This window comes from Nostoc sp. CCY 9925 (assembly GCF_963920935.1).
GTDB lineage: Bacteria > Cyanobacteriota > Cyanobacteriia > Cyanobacteriales > Nostocaceae > Nostoc.
This window is the reverse complement of sequence record NZ_CAWUDO010000085.1, coordinates 1-18,868: the sequence shown is the minus strand read 5'-3', so window position 1 is coordinate 18,868 and position 18,868 is coordinate 1. Positions and strand designations below refer to the sequence as shown.

Annotated in this window: 13 protein-coding genes; 7 read left to right on the top strand and 6 right to left on the bottom strand. The window is 41.3% G+C overall.

Features of this window, described 5'->3' with window-relative positions; all coding sequences use genetic code 11:
- Positions 1-133 precede the first annotated feature (133 nt).
- The gene (locus tag ACM0OY_RS30340) at positions 134-3,520 is read left to right on the top strand and encodes an amino acid permease (RefSeq protein ID WP_414572482.1); all 3,387 of its coding nucleotides are present in this window, start codon (positions 134-136) and stop codon (positions 3,518-3,520) included.
- Between the two features lie 73 nt (positions 3,521-3,593).
- Here the strand turns inward: ACM0OY_RS30340 and ACM0OY_RS30335 are convergent, their stop codons facing one another.
- Positions 3,594-4,742 carry a histidine decarboxylase gene (locus ACM0OY_RS30335; RefSeq protein ID WP_414572481.1) on the bottom strand — a complete coding sequence of 383 codons (1,149 nt, stop codon included), beginning with the start codon at positions 4,740-4,742 and terminating at the stop codon, positions 3,594-3,596.
- A gap of 735 nt (positions 4,743-5,477) precedes the next feature.
- On the bottom strand, positions 5,478-6,173 hold the full coding sequence (locus ACM0OY_RS30330) for a sensor histidine kinase (protein ID WP_414572480.1): 696 nt from the start codon (positions 6,171-6,173) through the stop codon (positions 5,478-5,480).
- 594 nt (positions 6,174-6,767) lie between these two features.
- Between ACM0OY_RS30330 and ACM0OY_RS30325 the strand changes: the two genes are divergently transcribed.
- Positions 6,768-9,020, top strand: a complete 2,253-nt coding sequence (locus ACM0OY_RS30325; RefSeq protein WP_414572479.1) for a glycoside hydrolase family 65 protein — start codon at positions 6,768-6,770, stop codon at positions 9,018-9,020.
- Between the two features lie 534 nt (positions 9,021-9,554).
- Here the strand turns inward: ACM0OY_RS30325 and ACM0OY_RS30320 are convergent.
- Complete coding sequence (locus ACM0OY_RS30320) at positions 9,555-9,998, bottom strand: hypothetical protein (RefSeq protein WP_414572478.1); 444 nt, start codon at positions 9,996-9,998, stop codon at positions 9,555-9,557.
- Between the two features lie 604 nt (positions 9,999-10,602).
- Here ACM0OY_RS30320 and ACM0OY_RS30315 point away from each other — a divergent pair.
- Both ACM0OY_RS30315 and ACM0OY_RS30310 read left to right on the top strand, forming a co-directional pair.
- The gene (locus ACM0OY_RS30315) at positions 10,603-11,406 is read left to right on the top strand and encodes a Uma2 family endonuclease (RefSeq protein WP_414572477.1); all 804 of its coding nucleotides are present in this window, start codon (positions 10,603-10,605) and stop codon (positions 11,404-11,406) included.
- A 78-nt stretch (positions 11,407-11,484) separates the two neighbouring features.
- The gene (locus ACM0OY_RS30310; protein ID WP_414572476.1) at positions 11,485-12,336 is read left to right on the top strand and encodes a bifunctional class I SAM-dependent methyltransferase/HIT family protein; all 852 of its coding nucleotides are present in this window, start codon (positions 11,485-11,487) and stop codon (positions 12,334-12,336) included.
- 80 nt (positions 12,337-12,416) lie between these two features.
- Here ACM0OY_RS30310 and ACM0OY_RS30305 read toward each other — a convergent pair whose 3' ends face one another.
- The gene (locus ACM0OY_RS30305; protein ID WP_414572475.1) at positions 12,417-13,178 is read right to left on the bottom strand and encodes a Uma2 family endonuclease; all 762 of its coding nucleotides are present in this window, start codon (positions 13,176-13,178) and stop codon (positions 12,417-12,419) included.
- 775 nt (positions 13,179-13,953) lie between these two features.
- Between ACM0OY_RS30305 and serA the strand changes: the two genes are divergently transcribed.
- Both serA and prmA read left to right on the top strand, forming a co-directional pair.
- Positions 13,954-15,534 carry a phosphoglycerate dehydrogenase gene (gene serA / locus ACM0OY_RS30300; protein WP_414572474.1) on the top strand — a complete coding sequence of 527 codons (1,581 nt, stop codon included), beginning with the start codon at positions 13,954-13,956 and terminating at the stop codon, positions 15,532-15,534.
- Positions 15,535-15,652: 118 nt separating this feature from the next.
- Entirely contained in the window at positions 15,653-16,573 is a 921-nt protein-coding gene (gene prmA, locus ACM0OY_RS30295; RefSeq protein ID WP_414572473.1) for a 50S ribosomal protein L11 methyltransferase, read from the top strand.
- Between the two features lie 36 nt (positions 16,574-16,609).
- Here the strand turns inward: prmA and ACM0OY_RS30290 are convergent, their stop codons facing one another.
- Positions 16,610-16,771, bottom strand: a complete 162-nt coding sequence (locus tag ACM0OY_RS30290) for a hypothetical protein (RefSeq protein ID WP_414572471.1) — start codon at positions 16,769-16,771, stop codon at positions 16,610-16,612.
- Between the two features lie 387 nt (positions 16,772-17,158).
- The gene (gene trxA, locus ACM0OY_RS30285) at positions 17,159-17,476 is read right to left on the bottom strand and encodes a thioredoxin (RefSeq protein WP_414572470.1); all 318 of its coding nucleotides are present in this window, start codon (positions 17,474-17,476) and stop codon (positions 17,159-17,161) included.
- Positions 17,477-17,904: 428 nt separating this feature from the next.
- Here trxA and fabG point away from each other — a divergent pair, with 428 nt between their 5' ends.
- The gene (gene fabG, locus ACM0OY_RS30280; RefSeq protein ID WP_414572469.1) at positions 17,905-18,651 is read left to right on the top strand and encodes a 3-oxoacyl-[acyl-carrier-protein] reductase; all 747 of its coding nucleotides are present in this window, start codon (positions 17,905-17,907) and stop codon (positions 18,649-18,651) included.
- Positions 18,652-18,868: the final 217 nt, after the last annotated feature.

Below are 18,868 nucleotides of genomic sequence, written 5' to 3'. Positions count from 1 at the left end.
GATTATTATATACAAAAATAAAAATTAGTAACTAATTAAGCTAGTCTTTTATTAAATCTAGTACTTATACTGAAGCTTTAATAGCTAGATTCAGTTATTGAGTGAAAAGGCCTGTAAATCTAGTTAAGAAACAATGGCTAGTAACGATTCTCTCCAAACAGAGAAAAATCAACCCTTGCGAATGCCTTTACCGCGTACTCTGAGTTATCTGGAAACCTGGGGCTTTGGGTTGACGGGTCATGTTGGATGGATTGGTACTGCCCCCATTATTCATGCAGCATTAGGGTCTAAAGCTATCTTAGTTTGGTTGTTTGGCGCTATTGTCTCCTTTTTACTTAATTTGCAAGTACAAAGTTTAGGTAGACATTGGCCAAATATCGCAGGAGGAACACCGAACTATACCACAAGGCTATTAAAAAACTTTCCTGAGTTAGGTAGTTACGTAGCTTTAGGATACTTTTTTAGCTGGGCAGCAGCACCAGCGCTGTACGCAATTATTTTGACAAACCTGATTAAAGTCAATTTTCAAACATTAGGTATTGTTTGTCCAGAAACTTTTTTAAAAGTTGTATTTACAGCGATTCCTTTTATTGTGGCGTTCAGTGGTAGTCGTGCTTTAGCACTGCTACACTTATTTTTTGTCTTACCAGCGATTTTATTACTGTTTTTGTTTTGCATTCAAGGTGTGGTATGGTTAACTTTTTCAAGCACTAGTTGGAACTTACCTCCAATTAGTATACATAGCTTGAGTTTTGAAGAATGGGCAAAGTGGTTTTTCGTAGCCAGCTATTCAATTTATGCTTGTGAAACTACTTCTTCTTTTGTTGCTGATAGCCACAACCCAGATAAAACTTTGAAGTTTTTAACCGTGGCTGCTTGCTTAATTCCTCCGGTATTTTTAGGCAGTTCTTGGGTCTTAATGTGTTCAGTTCCAAATCAAGCAATAGGGGACGATGCTTTCCTAAATTTGCTGGCAGCTGCTGTGCCTTTTTGGGGTAAATACGCCTCTTTTCTAGTAACACTTCTAATTACTGTGTCTTGCCTTTTAAGTTCTGCTACGGCGGTTTGTAATTCACCTCGGGTATTATATCAACTGGCCTTAGACGGACAGGTTTCTGAAATATTTACAGTAGTTTCCCGTCAAGGTGTTCTTGGGCCTGCCATTCTAGTTGCCTTTCTCCTCAGTCTGCTTTGTTTGAATTTGGGAAATGTATCTCAATTAGTGACCGTAGCAGGTACTTGTTATCTGTTGTCAATTATGGGACTACATTTAGGATTATGGCTGTGTCGAGGTCAATCTGAGGTGTTATGGCCTTGGTGGTCACTTGGTTTTTTCTTTGTAGAAACGATAGTTCTAATAGTCGGAGGTTTAGCCTGGAATTGGAGAGATTTTTTCGTGGGATTATTATTACCCATTTTTTTGATGTTAGGAGATGCAGTGCTACGTCGCGTAAAATTTGCAGCATTATATCCAAAATTTTGGACAGACCGTTACTATGCAAAGTCTAGTAAAAACAACCCAGACTTTGTTGTATTACAGGTAATTGTCTTAGTATCATTAATTTGTATTACTGCTACAAGTAGTTGGTTTATCCGCGATTTATTAGGCAAAGTTACTAATGATAGTCATAATTCTTTATTAGCTATTTTACTAGTGACGCTTTCTTTTGCAGGAGTAGCGATCGCCTGCTGGACAACTCTACCACAAATTGTTGCTATTGATGAGGCACGCAAACAAGCAAAAAACCTATTTATCACTACTCTTGATACCGTTCCAGATACTGTTTTAGTATTAGATGAAGACGGCATAATTTGTCAAACAAATGCAGCTGCTGAAGAATTATTTGAATTAAGTATTCAGCAGTTGCTTGGGCGAAACTTGAATCAACTGTTAATTTGCTATCACGGCAAACCAGAGCAATGGTCTATTAGAAGTGAGCAAACTTTAAAAATCAACCAAGGTCTAAGAATTGTTGAATCAACTGTTTCACGGCCATTTAATCCCCAATTACGGGAGTATGTTGTCATTGTACGTGACATCACTCAACGTAAACTAGCAGAGGAAGAATTAGTCCAATACCGTTGCCAGCTTGAGCAACTGGTCTTAGAACGCACTATTGAACTTATTCGAGTTAATCAACAACTCGAGCAAGACATTATCAAGCGTCAAGAAGCACAAGAACAATTACTACACAATACTCTTCATGATGGGCTAACTGGGTTACCCAATCAACGTTTATTTCTCGAGCGAGTGGAGCAGTCAATAGAACGTACTAAACAGCAAAAAAATTATCTATTTGCTGTACTTTTCTTGGACTTAGACCGATTTAAAGTCGTTAATGATAGTCTGGGACATCTACTAGGAAATCAACTTTTAATTGCAATTTCTCATCGCCTCAAGTCAGTTGTCCGAGGCGGAGATATAGTTGCCCGTTTTGGTGGAGATGAGTTCACAATTTTAATTGAAGACATTGACGATCTTAACACGGCTACACAGATAGCTGAACGCATCAAAAAAGTGCTAGCTTTGCCATTTCAATTGAATGAGCATAGGGTGTTCACCAATGCGAGTATTGGCATTGCTTTCAGTAAAGCAGATTATCAGCAAGCAGCGCAGATTATACGCGATGCAGATGTGGCAATGTACTCTGCTAAAGCACTTGGTAAAGCACGTTATGAGGTGTTTGACCAAAAGATGCATGAGAGTGCATCTTTGCTCTTAGAATTAGAAACTGCTCTACGACATGCACTCCTGCTCAAGCAAGAGGAATTTCGCCTTTACTACCAGCCAATTGTTTCACTGCTAACTGGCAAAATCATTGGATTTGAAGCATTGATACGCTGGCATCATCCAGAACGAGGAATTATTTCTCCTCAAGATTTTATCCCCCTCGCAGAAGAAACTGGAATGATTGTTAGTATTGGGCAATGGGTACTTTATCAAGCGTGCCAACAAATGCATACATGGCATCAACAATTTCCTAGTTCATTAAACTTGACAATTAGCGTCAATTTTTCTGGAAAACAGATTACCCAAGCTGATATATTGAAACAAGTTCAACAAATTTTACAGCAAACTGGACTAGAGCCATGTAGTTTGAAATTGGAGATTACTGAAAGTTTGTTGATGGATAATTTTGAATTAGCTACTACCGTACTTTCCCAGTTAACCGCGCTGAATGTAGAATTACATATGGATGATTTTGGTACTGGCTATTCATCTTTGAATTATCTACATCGGCTACCAATTAGAACCATTAAGATTGACCGTTCTTTTGTCAACAATATAGGTAGTCGAGGAGAAAATTTAGAAATTGTTCGAGCGATTGTTACATTAGCTCATAATTTGAATATGTCTGTAACAGCAGAAGGAATAGAAACTGTAGAACAATTAGCACAACTTAAGGCATTGCAATGTGATTATGGACAAGGATATTTTTTCTTACCACCCATACAAAGTGCAGAAGTAGAAACATTACTTGCTGCTAACTTTTGTTACAAAGACTTCTTAAGGAACTAAATTATCATTAGTCATTAGTCATTAGTCATTGGTTATTCCCCCGTCTCCTTGTCCTCTTCCCATGCCCAATGGTTTAGCTGACTGCCTGTAGCTGTAAATCTTTTGCTTGCTCAAACAATCTTTCTTCTAAAACAAGTTCATCAATAAAAGTATCGATTTTCTCCCTATCGATATTCTGCATGACTACAATGTGTACCCAATTCTCAAAAGTTGCTAACTGCCACTTTTTAATTAACCTTTGAGACGGCTTTTTAAATACTACAGTAGTAGAGAACTTATTGAGCATACATGGATATTCTCTAAGTTGAAGTTGTTGAAAAAGATATTGGGCATTCCGAATACACGTCTTTGCTTCTTTGGCTAACCCATTATAACCCCTACTTTGCAGGGCATACCAAAGAATCAGAGGAGTATGGCCGTTTCTAGAACCGAGAATAGTTGTATCTTTGGAACCAATATATTCAATCATTGTTTCCACTCTTTCTACCCACTTTTTTTTAGTTAAGACTACACCACAAGGCAATGGAGAACCCATAAATTTAGCAGAAATAGCTACGCTATCTATAGGTTTTTGAAAGTTAATTTGAGGAGCGCCATCTAAAAAGGGTAATATTAATCCTGAAAGTGCAGCATCACAATGAATGTAATAATTTTTAATTTGATAACGATCTAAAATTTCTAGAACTTTGTCTAAGTTATCGATCGCACCTTTAACAGTACTGCCAATATTTAAATTGATAATTGCTGGACAATGGCGATTTTGGCTAATTAGTAGTTCAAAATGCTCATAATCCATTTCCCCATTAATTTGGGAATCTACAACTTGATGTTTGATCCGAAATAATCTTGCTGCTTTGGGAATTGAGTAATGAGAGTCTTGTGATGAATAAAGAATTCCATTGGGATAAATTTCTCTTGCTAAAAAGATTCCATATAAATTCCCTTCAGTTCCCCCAGCAGTCACATAACCCCAAAATTTATATTCTGGAATCTTATAAAGTTGGGCAAAAAAAGATAAGACTTCTTGTTCAAATTGACGAGAATGAAGACCAAAATCTGGTTCTACATAAGGATCTCCAGCATTATTTAACATGAAATTGAAAGATTTAATTATCTCACTGTAATCACAAGTTAAATTGTATGGATAACCTGCGTGAAAATGCGATCGCTCTTCTATCTGCTGCAAAAAATTCCCCAACTTTTTAGTAACTATATCTGACATACTCTGCATTTCTTTAGTTTTGATTTAAGGGAAGTTTTAGTCTAAGTTATACAGATAAACCCAATTTCTTTACTATTTTTTTATAATAGGAATAATCGGATTTATTCGGGTAAATAAAATCAGTGCAAATACGGAAAAAATTTTTAGTCGTATTTTAAGCTTTGAAAGCTCGACCACTTGAAAATATTTGAATATAGAATTTAGCAAAATATTTGTAATGCGTAAATATCTAAAAATACTGTAATTATTCAACCGTAATTGATATTAACTCCGGATAATCACTTATTAAAATCTCTGTACATCTTTGCACCAGAGCGTCTTCGCTGGGATGAAATACGGATAATCACATAAAGTAGGGAACAGGCAATAGGCAATAGGTGAAGCAGTGCGCCTTTGCGGTCTCCCGACTTGTTGGCTCTTAGCGTTCCCGCAGGGTAGCAACTGCACCAAGCCGTTGGCGCAGCCTCTCGTAGAGAAGGGCAACAGGACTAAAAGTCTCTTGGTGTCTGGGTTTTACCCTCAACTTCTGTCTTATAATATGCTTCAACTAACTGGTATATTATTAAAATTTCTCTGTGTAAAAGCATCAGAAATACCGAAGTTTAAGCAAAGGGTTATAGCAAGTTCTTCTTTGCTTCCCCATTCCCTGACAAGGGTAGATTTTCCTAAAGCTTATTTTTTAGTTCCGAAATTTTACCCGTGTTTTTGCGTCCCTCATCCTCGACTCCCCACTCCCTACTCCCGTATCTTCTTCCAAGGAAGCTTGACTGTGAATCTACTGCCTTTACCTAATTGACTTTCAGCATGGACACTACCACCGTGTAACTCTATAATTCTTTGTACCGTTAGTAATCCTAAACCTGTGTTTGCAGAACGACGGGTGTATGAACTTTCATCCGGGACTAAAGGTTGAAATAATTGGAACAGGTCATCGGAAGGAATACCAATACCAGTATCTACGATGCTGAAAAAGATATATTCGTTTGTGGCGTTTGGTTGGATTTCAATCCAAACTTTGCCCCCGTCTGGAGTATATTTAACAGCGTTGCTTAACAGGTTGATGAACGCTTGTCGAATCCGGTCTTCGTCAACTTGGATGGGTGCGAGTTCTTCGGGTACTTGTACGCTCAACTGGATATTTTTCTGCAATGCCAGAGGTTTAACAAAGCTGAGACAAGAGTCACATAATTCCTGAATTGAAGTCGAAGCTAGTTGCAGTTCCATTTTGTTAGATTCAATATCGGCTAGGTCGAGGATGTGGTTGATTAATTGCAAGAGATGCTTGGCGCTATCTTCCAGATTATTGAGAGACTGGCGCTGTTGTTCGCTCAAAAGGTCGTATACTTCATTTTGCAGTGCTTTGGCGATCGCCAGCATGGAGTTTAAAGGAGTTTTGAGTTTGTGACTCCTAAAATTCGTTGAGTTATCCAACGGGCGAGAAGAATTTCACTACAGTAGTCACTGCCAAGACTATCACACAGAGAAGAATTGTAGCTTGAATCTTGCAATCTATTTGCCCCATAACTGATTCTCTATTTCCCACCTACCCCCTTGTGCTGCGCTTCGGATGCAGTTGGCGAATCAAAGCTAAGGCCCCTCGATTCCCCACAAAATGCTTGGTAGAGACGTTGCATTGCAACGTCTCTACATCTGTTGGAATAGCTAAAAATCTTGGAATGTGAGCCGTGACCTGTGATTCGCCTACAGTATCTGCTTCCCGCACCAGGCAGATAAGTTCAAAAATCAAAGATGATTACTATTTATTCTGCCTATGAAAGAAATTCAAGAAAAACTGTACCAATTTGTATCTGATGGAGATTTATCAGTTGTAACTTGGATTATCAAGGAAATCTAACTGTAGACAGATGAAATATGAAACGTTAGTGTTGGTAAGAATCTCTATTTTTTGTGTTTAGCCTATATTCAAGTGTAGACGCTAAAGACAAGGAAGGAATCATTTGATATTACTCCTAAGTGTATTTCATTCCTTCCACAGCCAGCCCCAAAACATAGGTTTTATTACTCATGCTCAACGTATCCACTCACAATTCTCAACAAAATCAGCAATTGATTGATACTACTGACTGGAACGTTATTGAAACGGAATTCAATCCAACACAGTTGCATCACAAAGAAACTGTTTTCACCCTTGGCAACGGCTATTTAGGAGTGCGGGGTACTTTCGAGGAAGGGTATTCTCAGGATTTTTCGGCCACACTCATTCATGGTGTTTATGATGATGCGACAATTGCTCATACTGAGCTTGTGAACTGTCCTAACTGGTTGCCATTAGTGGTGACAGTAGCAGGTGAACGCTTTAGCATGGGCAGTGGTGAAATTCTTAACTATGAGCGGCGGCTTGATTTGCGTTTGGGTTTAGTTAGTCGTGATGTGCGCTGGCGTAGTCCTAGTGGTCATACTGTAGATTTTCACTTTCAGCGGTTCGCTAGTTTAGCAGATCAACATGTTTTGGCGATTCGTACTCAAATCACATCGGTAGACTTTGAGGGTGAGATTACCGTGGAAGCAGGGTTTGACGCCCAACCACATACCCAAGGCGTTAGACATTGGCGAACGATAAACCAAGGTGGCGTAGATCGGATTATCTGGCTGAACAGTCAAACTCTGCACTCAGGTATTCAACTGGGGATGGCGGCTAAGTTAGTGGTAGAAGATGACGACACTGTACCCGTGCGCGTGGAAAATGCTTGGAGTTCTCCGACTTTGGCAACCTCCTTTGAATTTTATCCAGGAAAAACGGTGACTGTGGAAAAGATTGTCACTGTGTTTACTTCGCGGGAGACAGAAGTTACCATTGGCGCAGCCATAGAAAGGCTAGGTAACGAACCGAGGTACGCTACTCTGTTAGCTGCTCATATTGCTGCATGGGAGCAAGTGTGGCAAGACAGTGACATTATTATTGAAGGCGATCGCCAAGCTCAATTAAGCGTCCGTTATAATCTCTTCCAATTACTAGCCGTCACACCACGTCACGATGACCGCGTAAGCATCCCTCCCAAAACCCTCTCCGGTTTTGCCTATCGCGGACATATCTTTTGGGATACAGAAATTTTCATTCTTCCCTTCCTCACCTACACTCAGCCAGCCCTAGCCCGGAACTTGCTCACCTACCGCTATCACACTTTACCAGGAGCTAGACGCAAAGCCCAAGAAGCAGGTTATCAAGGAGCCATGTTTGCTTGGGAAAGTGCTACCACTGGCGATGAAGTTACCCCGCGCTGGGTGCCAACTCCCAACGGCGAATTAGTCCGTATTTGGTGCGGCGACATCGAAGTGCATATCACCGCAGATATCGCTTATGCAGTATTACACTACTGGCACACCACCAACGATGATGAGTGGATGCGAGATTATGGCGCCGAAATTATCTTAGATACGGCAGTTTTCTGGGAAAGTCGGGTGCAGTGGAACCAAGACCGCCACAGCTACGATATTTTGGATGTGATTGGCCCAGATGAAAATCACGATCGCGTCGATAATAATGCCTTCACCAATCTCATGGTACAGTGGCACTTACAATCAGCTTTGGCACTGTGGGACTGGCTCAAGCAAGCCTACCCCGAAACCTCAGCACAGTTGGTGCAAAAACTCAACTTAACTACAGAACGTTTGCACCGTTGGGCAGAAATTCCAGAACGTTTATTCGTGAATCAAGATCCAAAGACAGGTTTAATTGAGCAGTTTGAAGGGTTTTTCCAACTAGAAGACGTTAACCTGGCTGATTACGAACCGCGTACTAAATCTCTGCAAGGTCTGTTGGGAATTGAAGCCACAAGCCAAAAGCAGATTCTCAAGCAGCCAGATGTGTTAATGCTTTTGTATTTGATGCGGGAGCGTTACGACTATAACACCCTCGCCGCTAACTGGGACTATTACAACCAACGCACTGACCACACCTATGGTTCATCACTCGGCCCAGCTATTCATGCCATCTTAGCTTGCGATTTGAATCAACCAACCGAAGCTTATAGACATTTCATGCGATCGGCCTTGGTAGACTTAGAAGATGTCCGGCTCAACGCAGGCGAAGGAATTCACGCCGCCAGTGCTGGAGGAGTTTGGCAAGCAGTAGTCTTTGGCTTTGGTGGTATCCGCATGACTCAATTTGGCCCAGTGGCTTGTCCCAATCTTCCACCCCACTGGACGCGTTTGAAGTTTCGCCTGCAATGGCGTAACGAGTGGTATGACTTTGACTTGGGAGTTGAACAAGAAGTCAAAGTTCCCAGTTTGGTGGATGAAAGCGTGAAAATTAGTTAATTTTTCTGCCTTGCTGATTTTTAGTGTCACGTAGAGACGCCCAGACGCAAAGAAATAAGAGAGATTTCAATGCTGATTTCTGGGCGTTGCTGATTTTATGTATGAGAACGATTGTGCATGATATCAAAATTCTTGTAGAGACGTTGCATTGCAATGTCTCTACATCTGGATTCATATCAGAAGAATCCCACCCCGCCAAAGCTGTGCTTTGTCTCCCCTAAGAGCTTGCGGGGAGGGGTCTAATAATTACCGAAATCATAACTAATTACCCGAGCACGATACCATACCACAATTCTCTTTATTTAGTAGTTCCCATTGACGAAATCTGACTTTTCACGTCATGTAGAAAAACTAACGCTAAACCTAACCCCCAAGCAAGCTTCGCTACTAGGGAGTAGAAGCAAGGTTTTTCAGATAAGAGTGAAAAGTCAGGTTTTGCAATGAGTGGAAAAAGAGATTGTGTCTGTCCTACCGCCAAGTAGAATTAATGCTCAGTTCACCTGGAACTAAGCTTAATAAATGAAGGCAGAGGGATTAATAACCGTTCCAGTAGCGATCGCGTTCATAGCGACGGCGATTGTCACGAATGCTGGGAAGGTAGCGTTCGTCGTTATACCGAGGGCGATTGTCACGAATGTTGCGAAAGTCGCGATCGCGGTCATAACGACGGTTATTGTCGCGGTCATAACGGCGGTTATGATCGCGGTCATAACGGCGATTATTGTCGCGGTCATAACGACGGTTATTGTCGCGGTCATAGCGACGGTCATCGTCACGAATATTGCGAAAATCGCGATCGCGGCGATCGTCACCACCTTTGTAGTGACGACTCTGAAGTTCATAGTTACCATCATCGTTGTGATGATAGCTATAGCCATCTAACTCAGCAAGATAAGACGCATCAGCTTTAGGAGAAATAGCCAAAGCTGAAGCAGAAGCTATCAAGCCTGCGAGAAAAATAGAGGCAAAGCGGTTCATAATGTGAGCCGAAAGTTGTTGATAGTAATTTATGCAAGTCCAGTCTGTTTACGAAGAGCAGATTCCACAAGTCTTTAAATTAATCCTATCAGTATTGACTAAATAAGAGAAGTTTTCTTGGGTGCAATGATTGATAAAAATTTTGTCGTCTGTGATACTTTATAACTAATTTAAGTATAAATAACAAATTGTAACTTAGGATTATTTGGATAGATGTCAACGGGTCGCTTTTTTGGAGTTTTGCTAGTTTTTGCCACTTTACTAGTGTTTTCTGCTTGGATAACAGTTCACCATGCTTATCTGCTGAAGATGATTCATTCAATATATTTAAAAGTTCTTGAGCAATTTTGAGAGCTTGTTATTGTAGCGGTTTTGGCAAGGCAATTTGCACCATCTTTTAAACGTTGTGGTTTATAGCCAATGACGCGAGAAGTTACAAGGACTTACGCAACACCGATATTGTCATTGCGACCGAAACGTAGAGTAGGGAAGCAATCCCAGAGTTTTTGGCGATTATTTCGCTCCGCTCGTAATGACGTAAAATCGTAGTTATTGCGTAAGTCCTGTAACTGATAACTTGGAAATTAATATTAGGAGTAATTTTATGGTTCTACAAATTCAACCCACCCAAAAAGAACCAATTGTTACTTGGGAAGCACTCCCAGCTGACTTCATTTTACCCGACGATCCAGTGGAAAATATTCAACAACCTGTTCTCGCTGCGGCGCTTACCGATGCATTGGAAACCGCAGAACGCATTCAACCGCAGATGCTAATTGGCTCTAATTTTGGACTCGTAGCCACAGTTAATAAAAAAATCGTCGTCAAAGCACCAGACTGGTTTTACGTCCCTCAAGTACACCCTGTAGCCGCTGATGTAATTCGGCGTAGCTATACCCAGAATTTAGAAGGTGGTGCTGTTGCTGTGGTGATGGAATTTCTCTCAGACACAGAAGGTGGAGAACTCTCGGTTCGCTCAACTCCACCTTATGGTAAGCTCTATTTTTACGAACGAATTCTGAAGGTTCCAACCTACGTAACCTACGATCCCTACGAACCCAATTTAGAAGTACGCTGCTTGCAAAATGGAAGATATACTTTGCAGCAAGCAGATAGCAATGGACGCTTTTGGATTCCTGAGTTAAATCTATTCCTTGGAATTTGGTATGGCGAAAGACTTTGCAATACCACAAATTGGCTGCGGTGGTGGGATACAGAAGGAAATTTGCTTTTGTGGAGCAGCGAACAAGCGGAACAGGAACGCCAACGTGCAGAACAGGAACGCCAACGTGCGGAACAGGAACGCCAACGTGCGGAACAGGAACACCAACGCGCGGAACAGGAACGCCAACGTGCTGATATATTAGCGGCTAGGTTACGTGAATTAGGTGTTGACCCTGATGCGTAGGCGTAGCTAATCGTAGACATCGCATAACCTCAAGGGATGCTGGGAATAATAATTTTGGGACATCTGCACCAAAATTCCATGAAACAGCAAAAAAATCAATTCAGCCATCTAACTGCGATCGAAAGAACTTATCTATCATTTCCAGCACAGTTTTTATTAAATCAAAAACTGCTACAAGGCAAAATACTAGACTTTGGTTGTGGCTTTGGTAATGATGTAAAAATCCTACGCCAAAAAGGTTGTGATATTACAGGCTATGATCCTTATTATTTTCCAGAATATCCTGAAAATAAATTTGATACAATAATTTGCTTTTATGTTTTAAATGTTTTGTTTCCTGAAGAACAAGCTAATACTCTGATGCAAGTCTCACACTTATTAAAAGCAGGAGGTAAAGCTTATTACGCTGTGAGAAGGGATATTAAAAAAGAAGGTTTCCGCGAACATTATGTTCACAAAAAACCTACCTATCAATGTATTGTTAAACTTCCTTTTTCTTCATTATATTCAGACGAACATCGGGAAGTTTATGAATATATTCACTATAATCATCAGCAAAATTCATCTAATTATTGTATATTTTGTAATCCTCGTAAAAATCTTAAACTCTTAACCGAATCAGCAACCGCTTACGCTATATTTGATGGCTATCCTATAAGTAAAGGACATGTTTTAGTTATTCCTAAACGTCACGTTAGCAATTATTTTGAACTACCATTTAAAGAACAATCTGCTTGCTGGTTTATGGTAAATAAAGTACAAGAAATTCTCAAAACTGAATTTTATCCCGATGGTTTTAATGTAGGAATGAACATTAATCGAGAAGCAGGTCAAAATATTATGCACGCCAGTATTCATATCATCCCTCGTTACAAAGGTGATACTATTTCTACTAAAACTGGAATCAGGAACGTTATTCCTAAAAAGTAATAGTCTTTCTTTACTAACAGCTTTTTGTAGCAAAACTAAATTAGTTTTCAGTTTCGTTGAAAATATTTTAAAATGTCTAGCTAACCGAGATTATCTGGATCGATTCCCAGCGCTCTTAATTGTTCCGTCAACTGTTGAACGCGTTGTTCTGCAAGTTCGGCGCGTTGTGTTTCTTGTTGAGCGCGTTGTGTTTCTTGTTGAGCGCGTTGTGCTTCTTGTTGAGCGCGTTGTGCTTCTTGTTTGATTTGTTCTGCTGGTGTGGGATAGCGTTTTCCAGCCTCATCATACCAATACATCCATTCCCGTGTTACACCGCAATAATTTCCTCTTTCGCAACCAATTCCTAAGCCAATTTCTGGTAGCCAAACGGGGTTTCCTTCTTGCAATTCATACCTACCATTAACTAACTTATGTACTTCCAGATGCGGTTTGCGGCGACGACGAGAAGAATAAATCACGTAGTAAAGTACACCTAATGCTGCATATTCATCTAATTTAGTACTGTATTCCTTGCGATAATTTTGAGAAACAACTTCTAGTACCAAAATCGGTAGAACATTTTCATCCCACAGCACATAACTGGGACGCAGTTCCTCATCATAAAACCGCTCTACTCCTAAGCTTAAAAACCCATCTGGCACAATGGGCGGTTTATCGGGGTGATAATAAATACCCATATCTATACCAAAAAACCAGTCCATACGTTCTGCCCAGAGTATGAGCAGTATCGCCTTCAGCAAGCCTGGTATCAATTCTTGGAGTTCATTATCCACAGGGGTTTCATCAGAGTCGGGTAGTTCCTCGGCTGAGGGCAAGTACCTTGGCAAGTTGTACTCTAACATGGCTTCGTCTCCCGAAAACTCAAATCATACTTGGTTTTTTTGGGTCACCAGAATTATAGCGATTTTTAATGGGAGAGCTATTGTAACAAATATATTACAGCGATCGCAGATTTGTTTTTCTTTAACTAATAAGACATCTATCATCAGAAAGTTGCCATCGCCCCCTAAATCAACAAAACCTAAAAACTTATCTAGACCTCATTTAAAAAACAAAATCAGATCCTAAAAATGAGTCATCCAGCCATATATGCACCTAATTTCAACTTTGGTGATTTTAAGAGCAAAGTTAGGCAGATTTGCCATATTTCGCAGATAAATCTGGGTTAATCGACGATCGCATCTATACGAGGTCTGGCCTAAATTGAATACCTCAGGATCGACGCCAGTAATAATACGTGGCTGCATTGGCTATGCCAAGAAGACCAGGGGAGTTGTTGTAATTTCTCTCCTTGTCCCCTTGTCCCCACTCCCCTTCCGCAAAGTTGCTGAAGCCGATAAAATTTTTGGTAACTCTTAACTATTGATAAATATATCGAGTTCGATGCCATTCATGCTTTATATTTAGCGACAGGGTAGTGCAAACACCCACTCATGTTCAAAGACTAGGAGGCAGCAAGCATCACCAGAAGCAACTGGCGATCGCATACCATCAGCACGCAGTGTAACTCAAGGTTAAGTTGATATTAAAACGCATAATTTTTGCTGAATTGCGACAGATAAAGACTAAACTAAAAAGTCTTGTGCAGCAAAACCTGTAGCTTTAAATAAAGTAATCATGTCTAAGGTTCTTGTATCTGATTCCATTGACCAAGCTGGAATTGACATTCTTTCCCAAGTTGCTACCGTTGATGTCAAAACAGGTCTAAAACCAGCAGAACTGATAGAAATTATTGGTGAGTACGACGCGTTAATGATTCGTTCTGGTACGCGCGTTACCCAAGAAATTATTGAAGCTGGTACCCAGCTAAAAATCATCGGTCGTGCTGGTGTAGGTGTGGATAATGTGGATGTTCCCGCCGCCACACGGCGAGGAATTGTCGTAGTCAATTCTCCAGAGGGAAACACCATCGCTGCTGCTGAACATGCTATAGCGATGATTTTAGCTTTGTCTCGCCACATCCCCGATGCTAATGCTTCGGTGAAACGCGGTGCATGGGATCGCAATAGCTTTATCGGTGCAGAAGTCTATAAAAAAACTCTCGGTGTTGTGGGTTTGGGTAAAATTGGCTCCCATGTAGCTGCTGTGGCTAAGGCAATGGGGATGAAATTACTAGCTTATGACCCCTTTATCTCTACAGAACGAGCTGAACAAATTGGCTGTCAGTTAGTAGAACTAGATTTACTCTTCCAGCAAGCAGATTATATCACCCTACACATCCCAAAAACCCCAGAAACTACCCACTTAATCAATGCCGTAACCCTGGCAAAGATGAAACCCACAGCCCGGATTGTTAACTGCGCTCGTGGTGGGATTATTGAAGAAAAAGCTTTAGCAGCAGCGATCAAAGCTGGTAAAATCGCAGGTGCAGCGTTGGATGTGTTCGAGTCAGAACCACTGGGAGAATCGGAATTGCGATCGCTAGGTAAGGAAGTCATCCTCACCCCCCACTTAGGAGCATCCACCACGGAAGCGCAAGTGAATGTAGCCATCGATGTCGCCGAACAAATTCGAGATGTGCTTTTGGGGCTACCAGCACGTTCCGCCGTTAACATACCCGGACTCGGCCCTGATGTGTTGGAAGAACTAAAACCCTACATGCAACTAGCAGAAACTCTGGGTAATCTAGTGGGACAGCTAGCTGGCGGACGAGTGGAAGTACTCAATATTCGACTGCAAGGCGAACTAGCCACTAACAAAAGTCAGCCTTTAGTAGTAGCTGCCCTCAAAGGACTACTTTACCAAGCTCTGCGGGAACGCGTAAATTACGTAAATGCCAGCATCGAAGCCAAAGAACGAGGAATTCGGGTGATTGAAACCCGCGATGCTTCCATCAGAGATTATGCTGGCACACTGCATCTAGAAGCCACGGGTACTTTAGGTACTCATTCTGTCACCGGCGCTTTGTTGGGTGAGCGAGAAATCCATCTCACTGACGTTGACGGTTTCCCGATTAACGTCCCACCCAGTAAATATATGCTGTTTACCCTACACCGCGATATGCCGGGGATTATCGGTAAACTCGGTTCGCTACTCGGCAGTTTCAATGTGAATATTGCCAGTATGCAAGTCGGTCGAAAAATCGTCCGTGGTGATGCAGTCATGGCTCTCAGCATAGATGACCCTTTACCTGAGGGCATTTTAGATGAGATTATTAAAGTCCCTGGTATTCGGGACGCATACACAGTAACTCTGTAAAGTGCTGACTGAAAAAAGTTAGGAGTCAGTAGTGAGGAGTTAAAAGTTAAACACCAGAACTCCTAACTGCTAACTCCCAACTCCCTCAAACTCAGTACTCGGCACTCAGCACTCCAATATGGCAAACACCTGGTGGGAATTACAAATATTATGTGAGCCAGACCTAGAAGATTCTATCTTTTGGCGGCTTGAAGATTTTGGCTGTCGTGGCACAGCCAGTGAAAGTAAAGGAAATTCCTCTTTAATCAGGGGTTACTTGCCGACAATTCAAACACAACTGCTAGATTTGGCAGCACTCTCGCTGCGGCTGCGTCAAGATGCCCTCTGTATAGGGCTTTCATCTCCCGCCCTGCGCTGGGAATTGATTGATGAAGAAGATTGGGCAACTAGCTGGAAGCAATATTGGCATCCCCAAGAAATTGGCGATCGCTTTCTGATTAACCCCGCCTGGCTACCATTACCAGAAACAACCGAACGGTTAGTAATTCGTCTCGATCCGGGCGTAGCATTTGGTACGGGAAATCATGCCACAACTCAGCTATGTTTGGAATCTTTAGAAATGCGTCTGAGTGAAGTACCACAATCATTTGTGGGTACTAGTGGCAAACAAGAGTATACGGTAATTGCGGATATTGGTTGTGGTTCTGGTATCCTTTCTATCGGAGCCTTGCTACTGGGAGCAGAGAAAGTCTATGCAGTGGATACTGACCCGTTGGCCGTGCAATCAACTATCAGCAATCGCGCATTGAATAACATTAGCCCAGAACGTTTAATACCTGCACAGGGAAGTGTAGACGTTTTGACAAAACTCCTGGAAAAGCCAGTGGACGGAATCGTTTGCAATATTTTGGCGAATGTGATTATAGAGTTGGTTCCAGAAATAAGTGCGATCGCTAACCCTAACACTTGGGCTATTTTCAGCGGCATTTTACTCGAACAATCTAAAGCCGTCGCTGATGCCTTAGAAAAACATGGCTGGGTGGTTGCTACTTTGTGGAAACGCAAAGAATGGTGTTGTTTGAATGTAAGACGTTCTTAGCCAAAAAATATCAACTGCAATCGCACTACAAGCAACCTAATTGTTTCTTTTGCCTGAGTCACGAGCTTTTGAAAATTGGTACTTTTGGATCACGTGCTCAATCTTTAAACTCACGACATTTATTCTATTTTTAACCTTATCAAAATCAATATTCACCCAAATATAAGCTTTATTAAGTATTTCTGGCTTTTCATTCATAGTTTGTTCTTTTTGTCAAAAGAATTTATTATATCTATAGAATATAGCTCTCCTAACTTTTAAACTACTTTCTCAAGACGTATAAGTAGATATGCTTAATGTTTACTTAAGATTTTACTTGCTAGTAGTTTTATCAAACGGTGATTTGTAGGGTAGCAAGCAATACTACTCGGTTAACGTGAGTTCGATAGATTCCCAAGAACCCCTCTGCAAACCTCTAAGAGAAGCGGGGAGAGGATTAAAAACCCTAATTTTTCCTACCCAACTCAGGATATTAAAGCCCCTCCCCGACACAGAGAGGGGTTGGGGAGAGGTTTATCGAACTCACGTTAAAAAAGACGCGAAGTTTCGCGCCTTTGGCAAGTAACATCACATTCTCAATACTACTTAAATTATTGTTTGTAGATGTTTGACCAAATCCGCTGCTTGTCTTACACCCTCAATTCGCTCCACAGGCTGACCCTGCTTAAATAGTACTAGGGTTGGTAGAGCAGAAATTTGATACTGGGTAGCCAAATGTGTGTATTTTTCTGTGTCAATTTTGACAATCCGCAGGCGATCGCTGAGTTGGGCATTCACTTGTTCTAAAATTGGTACCATCATCTGACATGGGCCACACCACTCAGCGTAAAAATCCACCAATACAGGTACGTCAGAATCAGACAGCATCTCTTCAAAGCTGTTAAATTGTTTTTTAGTTGCCATGTGATACACACCGCTTTTCAATTGTTTGTTTCAATGGTAATTCTTAGAAAATAAAAACGGTATATGTTTATAGGTTTTTCTTAGGAAAACATTAGATTAGTCAATATAGACTAGTTCACCAAGAAAAATCTTAAATAATTATTATAAAATATAAATTTTATATTATTTCGTGCATATAAATTCGATGTCTATTTCAACTATTCTGTCCAACGAAATAATTATACAGAGTTTCCCGAAAATGACAATTTATATCTAGATAAAAACGATGCAAAATCGTATTTGTTTACGATTTACTAGTTATATAATTTGCATCATCTCAACAAGCTCGTCCCTCACCAATAGAGAGATTTTATCCAAACAATATTTCAGATGTTCCCTAAATCACCATAAGATAATTAGCGCGGTATTCTAAGATTGAGGAACATTAAATGACACTATTAAAAGATAAAGTCGCCATTGTCACAGGTGCTTCGCGGGGAATTGGACGAGCGATCGCCATTGAATTAGCTTCACAAGGAGCGATCGCAGTTGTCAATTATGCCAGTTCCAGTGCAGCAGCTGAGGCCGTTGTTGCCGAAATTACAGCGGCTGGAGGTCAGGCGATCGCTTTACAAGCAGACGTTTCCAAAGTCGAGCAAGTAGACGCGCTAATTAACGCCGTCATGGAAAAGTTTAGCCGCGTGGATATCTTAGTCAACAACGCAGGTATTACCCGTGACACACTGCTGTTGCGCTTGAAGCCAGAAGATTGGCAAGCTGTGATTGACCTCAACTTAACTGGTGTGTTCTTATGTACACGTGCAGTCAGTAAAATCATGCTGAAACAGCGATCGGGGCGGATTATTAGCATTACCTCAGTTGCTGGACAAATGGGCAACCCAGGTCAGGCAAACTACAGCGCTGCCAAAGCAGGTGTAATTGGTTTTACCAAAACCGTTGCCAAAGAACTTGCATCTCGTGGGATTACTGTTAACGCCGTTGCGCCTGGATTTATCGCCACCGACATGACTAGTAATCTTAACAACCCTGAAGATATTCTCAAATACATCCCACTCGGTCGCTTCGGTCAAGCAGAAGAAGTCGCTGGGATGGTGCGCTTCCTCGCCGCCGACCCCGCCGCCGCCTACATCACCGGACAAGTCTTTAATGTTGATGGTGGGATGGTAATGGCGTAGAAAGACGCGATGAATCGCGTCTGTACAACAGACCATTTGTAGAGACGCGATTCATCGCGTCTTGAACCAAAGATGTGTTGCAATCAGAAGGTCAACATTGAGCCTCAGAAGGTCAACATTGAGCCTCAGAAGGTCAAAGTCGAGCCTCAGAAGGTCAACGTCGAGCCTCAGAAGGTCAACGTCGAGCCTCAGAAGGTCAAAGTTGAGCCTCAGAAGG

Excerpts from the sequence above, each read along its gene's own strand:
- ACM0OY_RS30340 (WP_414572482.1), top strand. The coding sequence starts at position 134 with ATGGCTAGTAACGATTCTCTCCAAACAGAGAAAAATCAACCCTTGCGA.
- ACM0OY_RS30320 (WP_414572478.1), bottom strand. The coding sequence starts at position 9,998 with ATGAACCGCTTTGCCTCTATTTTTCTCGCAGGCTTGATAGCTTCTGCT.
- fabG (WP_414572469.1), top strand. The coding sequence starts at position 17,905 with ATGACACTATTAAAAGATAAAGTCGCCATTGTCACAGGTGCTTCGCGG.
- ACM0OY_RS30315 (WP_414572477.1), top strand. The coding sequence starts at position 10,603 with ATGGTTCTACAAATTCAACCCACCCAAAAAGAACCAATTGTTACTTGG.
- serA (WP_414572474.1), top strand. The coding sequence starts at position 13,954 with ATGTCTAAGGTTCTTGTATCTGATTCCATTGACCAAGCTGGAATTGAC.
- ACM0OY_RS30310 (WP_414572476.1), top strand. The coding sequence starts at position 11,485 with ATGAAACAGCAAAAAAATCAATTCAGCCATCTAACTGCGATCGAAAGA.
- ACM0OY_RS30305 (WP_414572475.1), bottom strand. The coding sequence starts at position 13,178 with ATGTTAGAGTACAACTTGCCAAGGTACTTGCCCTCAGCCGAGGAACTA.
- ACM0OY_RS30325 (WP_414572479.1), top strand. The coding sequence starts at position 6,768 with ATGCTCAACGTATCCACTCACAATTCTCAACAAAATCAGCAATTGATT.
- ACM0OY_RS30335 (WP_414572481.1), bottom strand. The coding sequence starts at position 4,742 with ATGTCAGATATAGTTACTAAAAAGTTGGGGAATTTTTTGCAGCAGATA.
- ACM0OY_RS30290 (WP_414572471.1), bottom strand. The coding sequence starts at position 16,771 with ATGAATGAAAAGCCAGAAATACTTAATAAAGCTTATATTTGGGTGAAT.
- prmA (WP_414572473.1), top strand. The coding sequence starts at position 15,653 with ATGGCAAACACCTGGTGGGAATTACAAATATTATGTGAGCCAGACCTA.
- trxA (WP_414572470.1), bottom strand. The coding sequence starts at position 17,476 with ATGGCAACTAAAAAACAATTTAACAGCTTTGAAGAGATGCTGTCTGAT.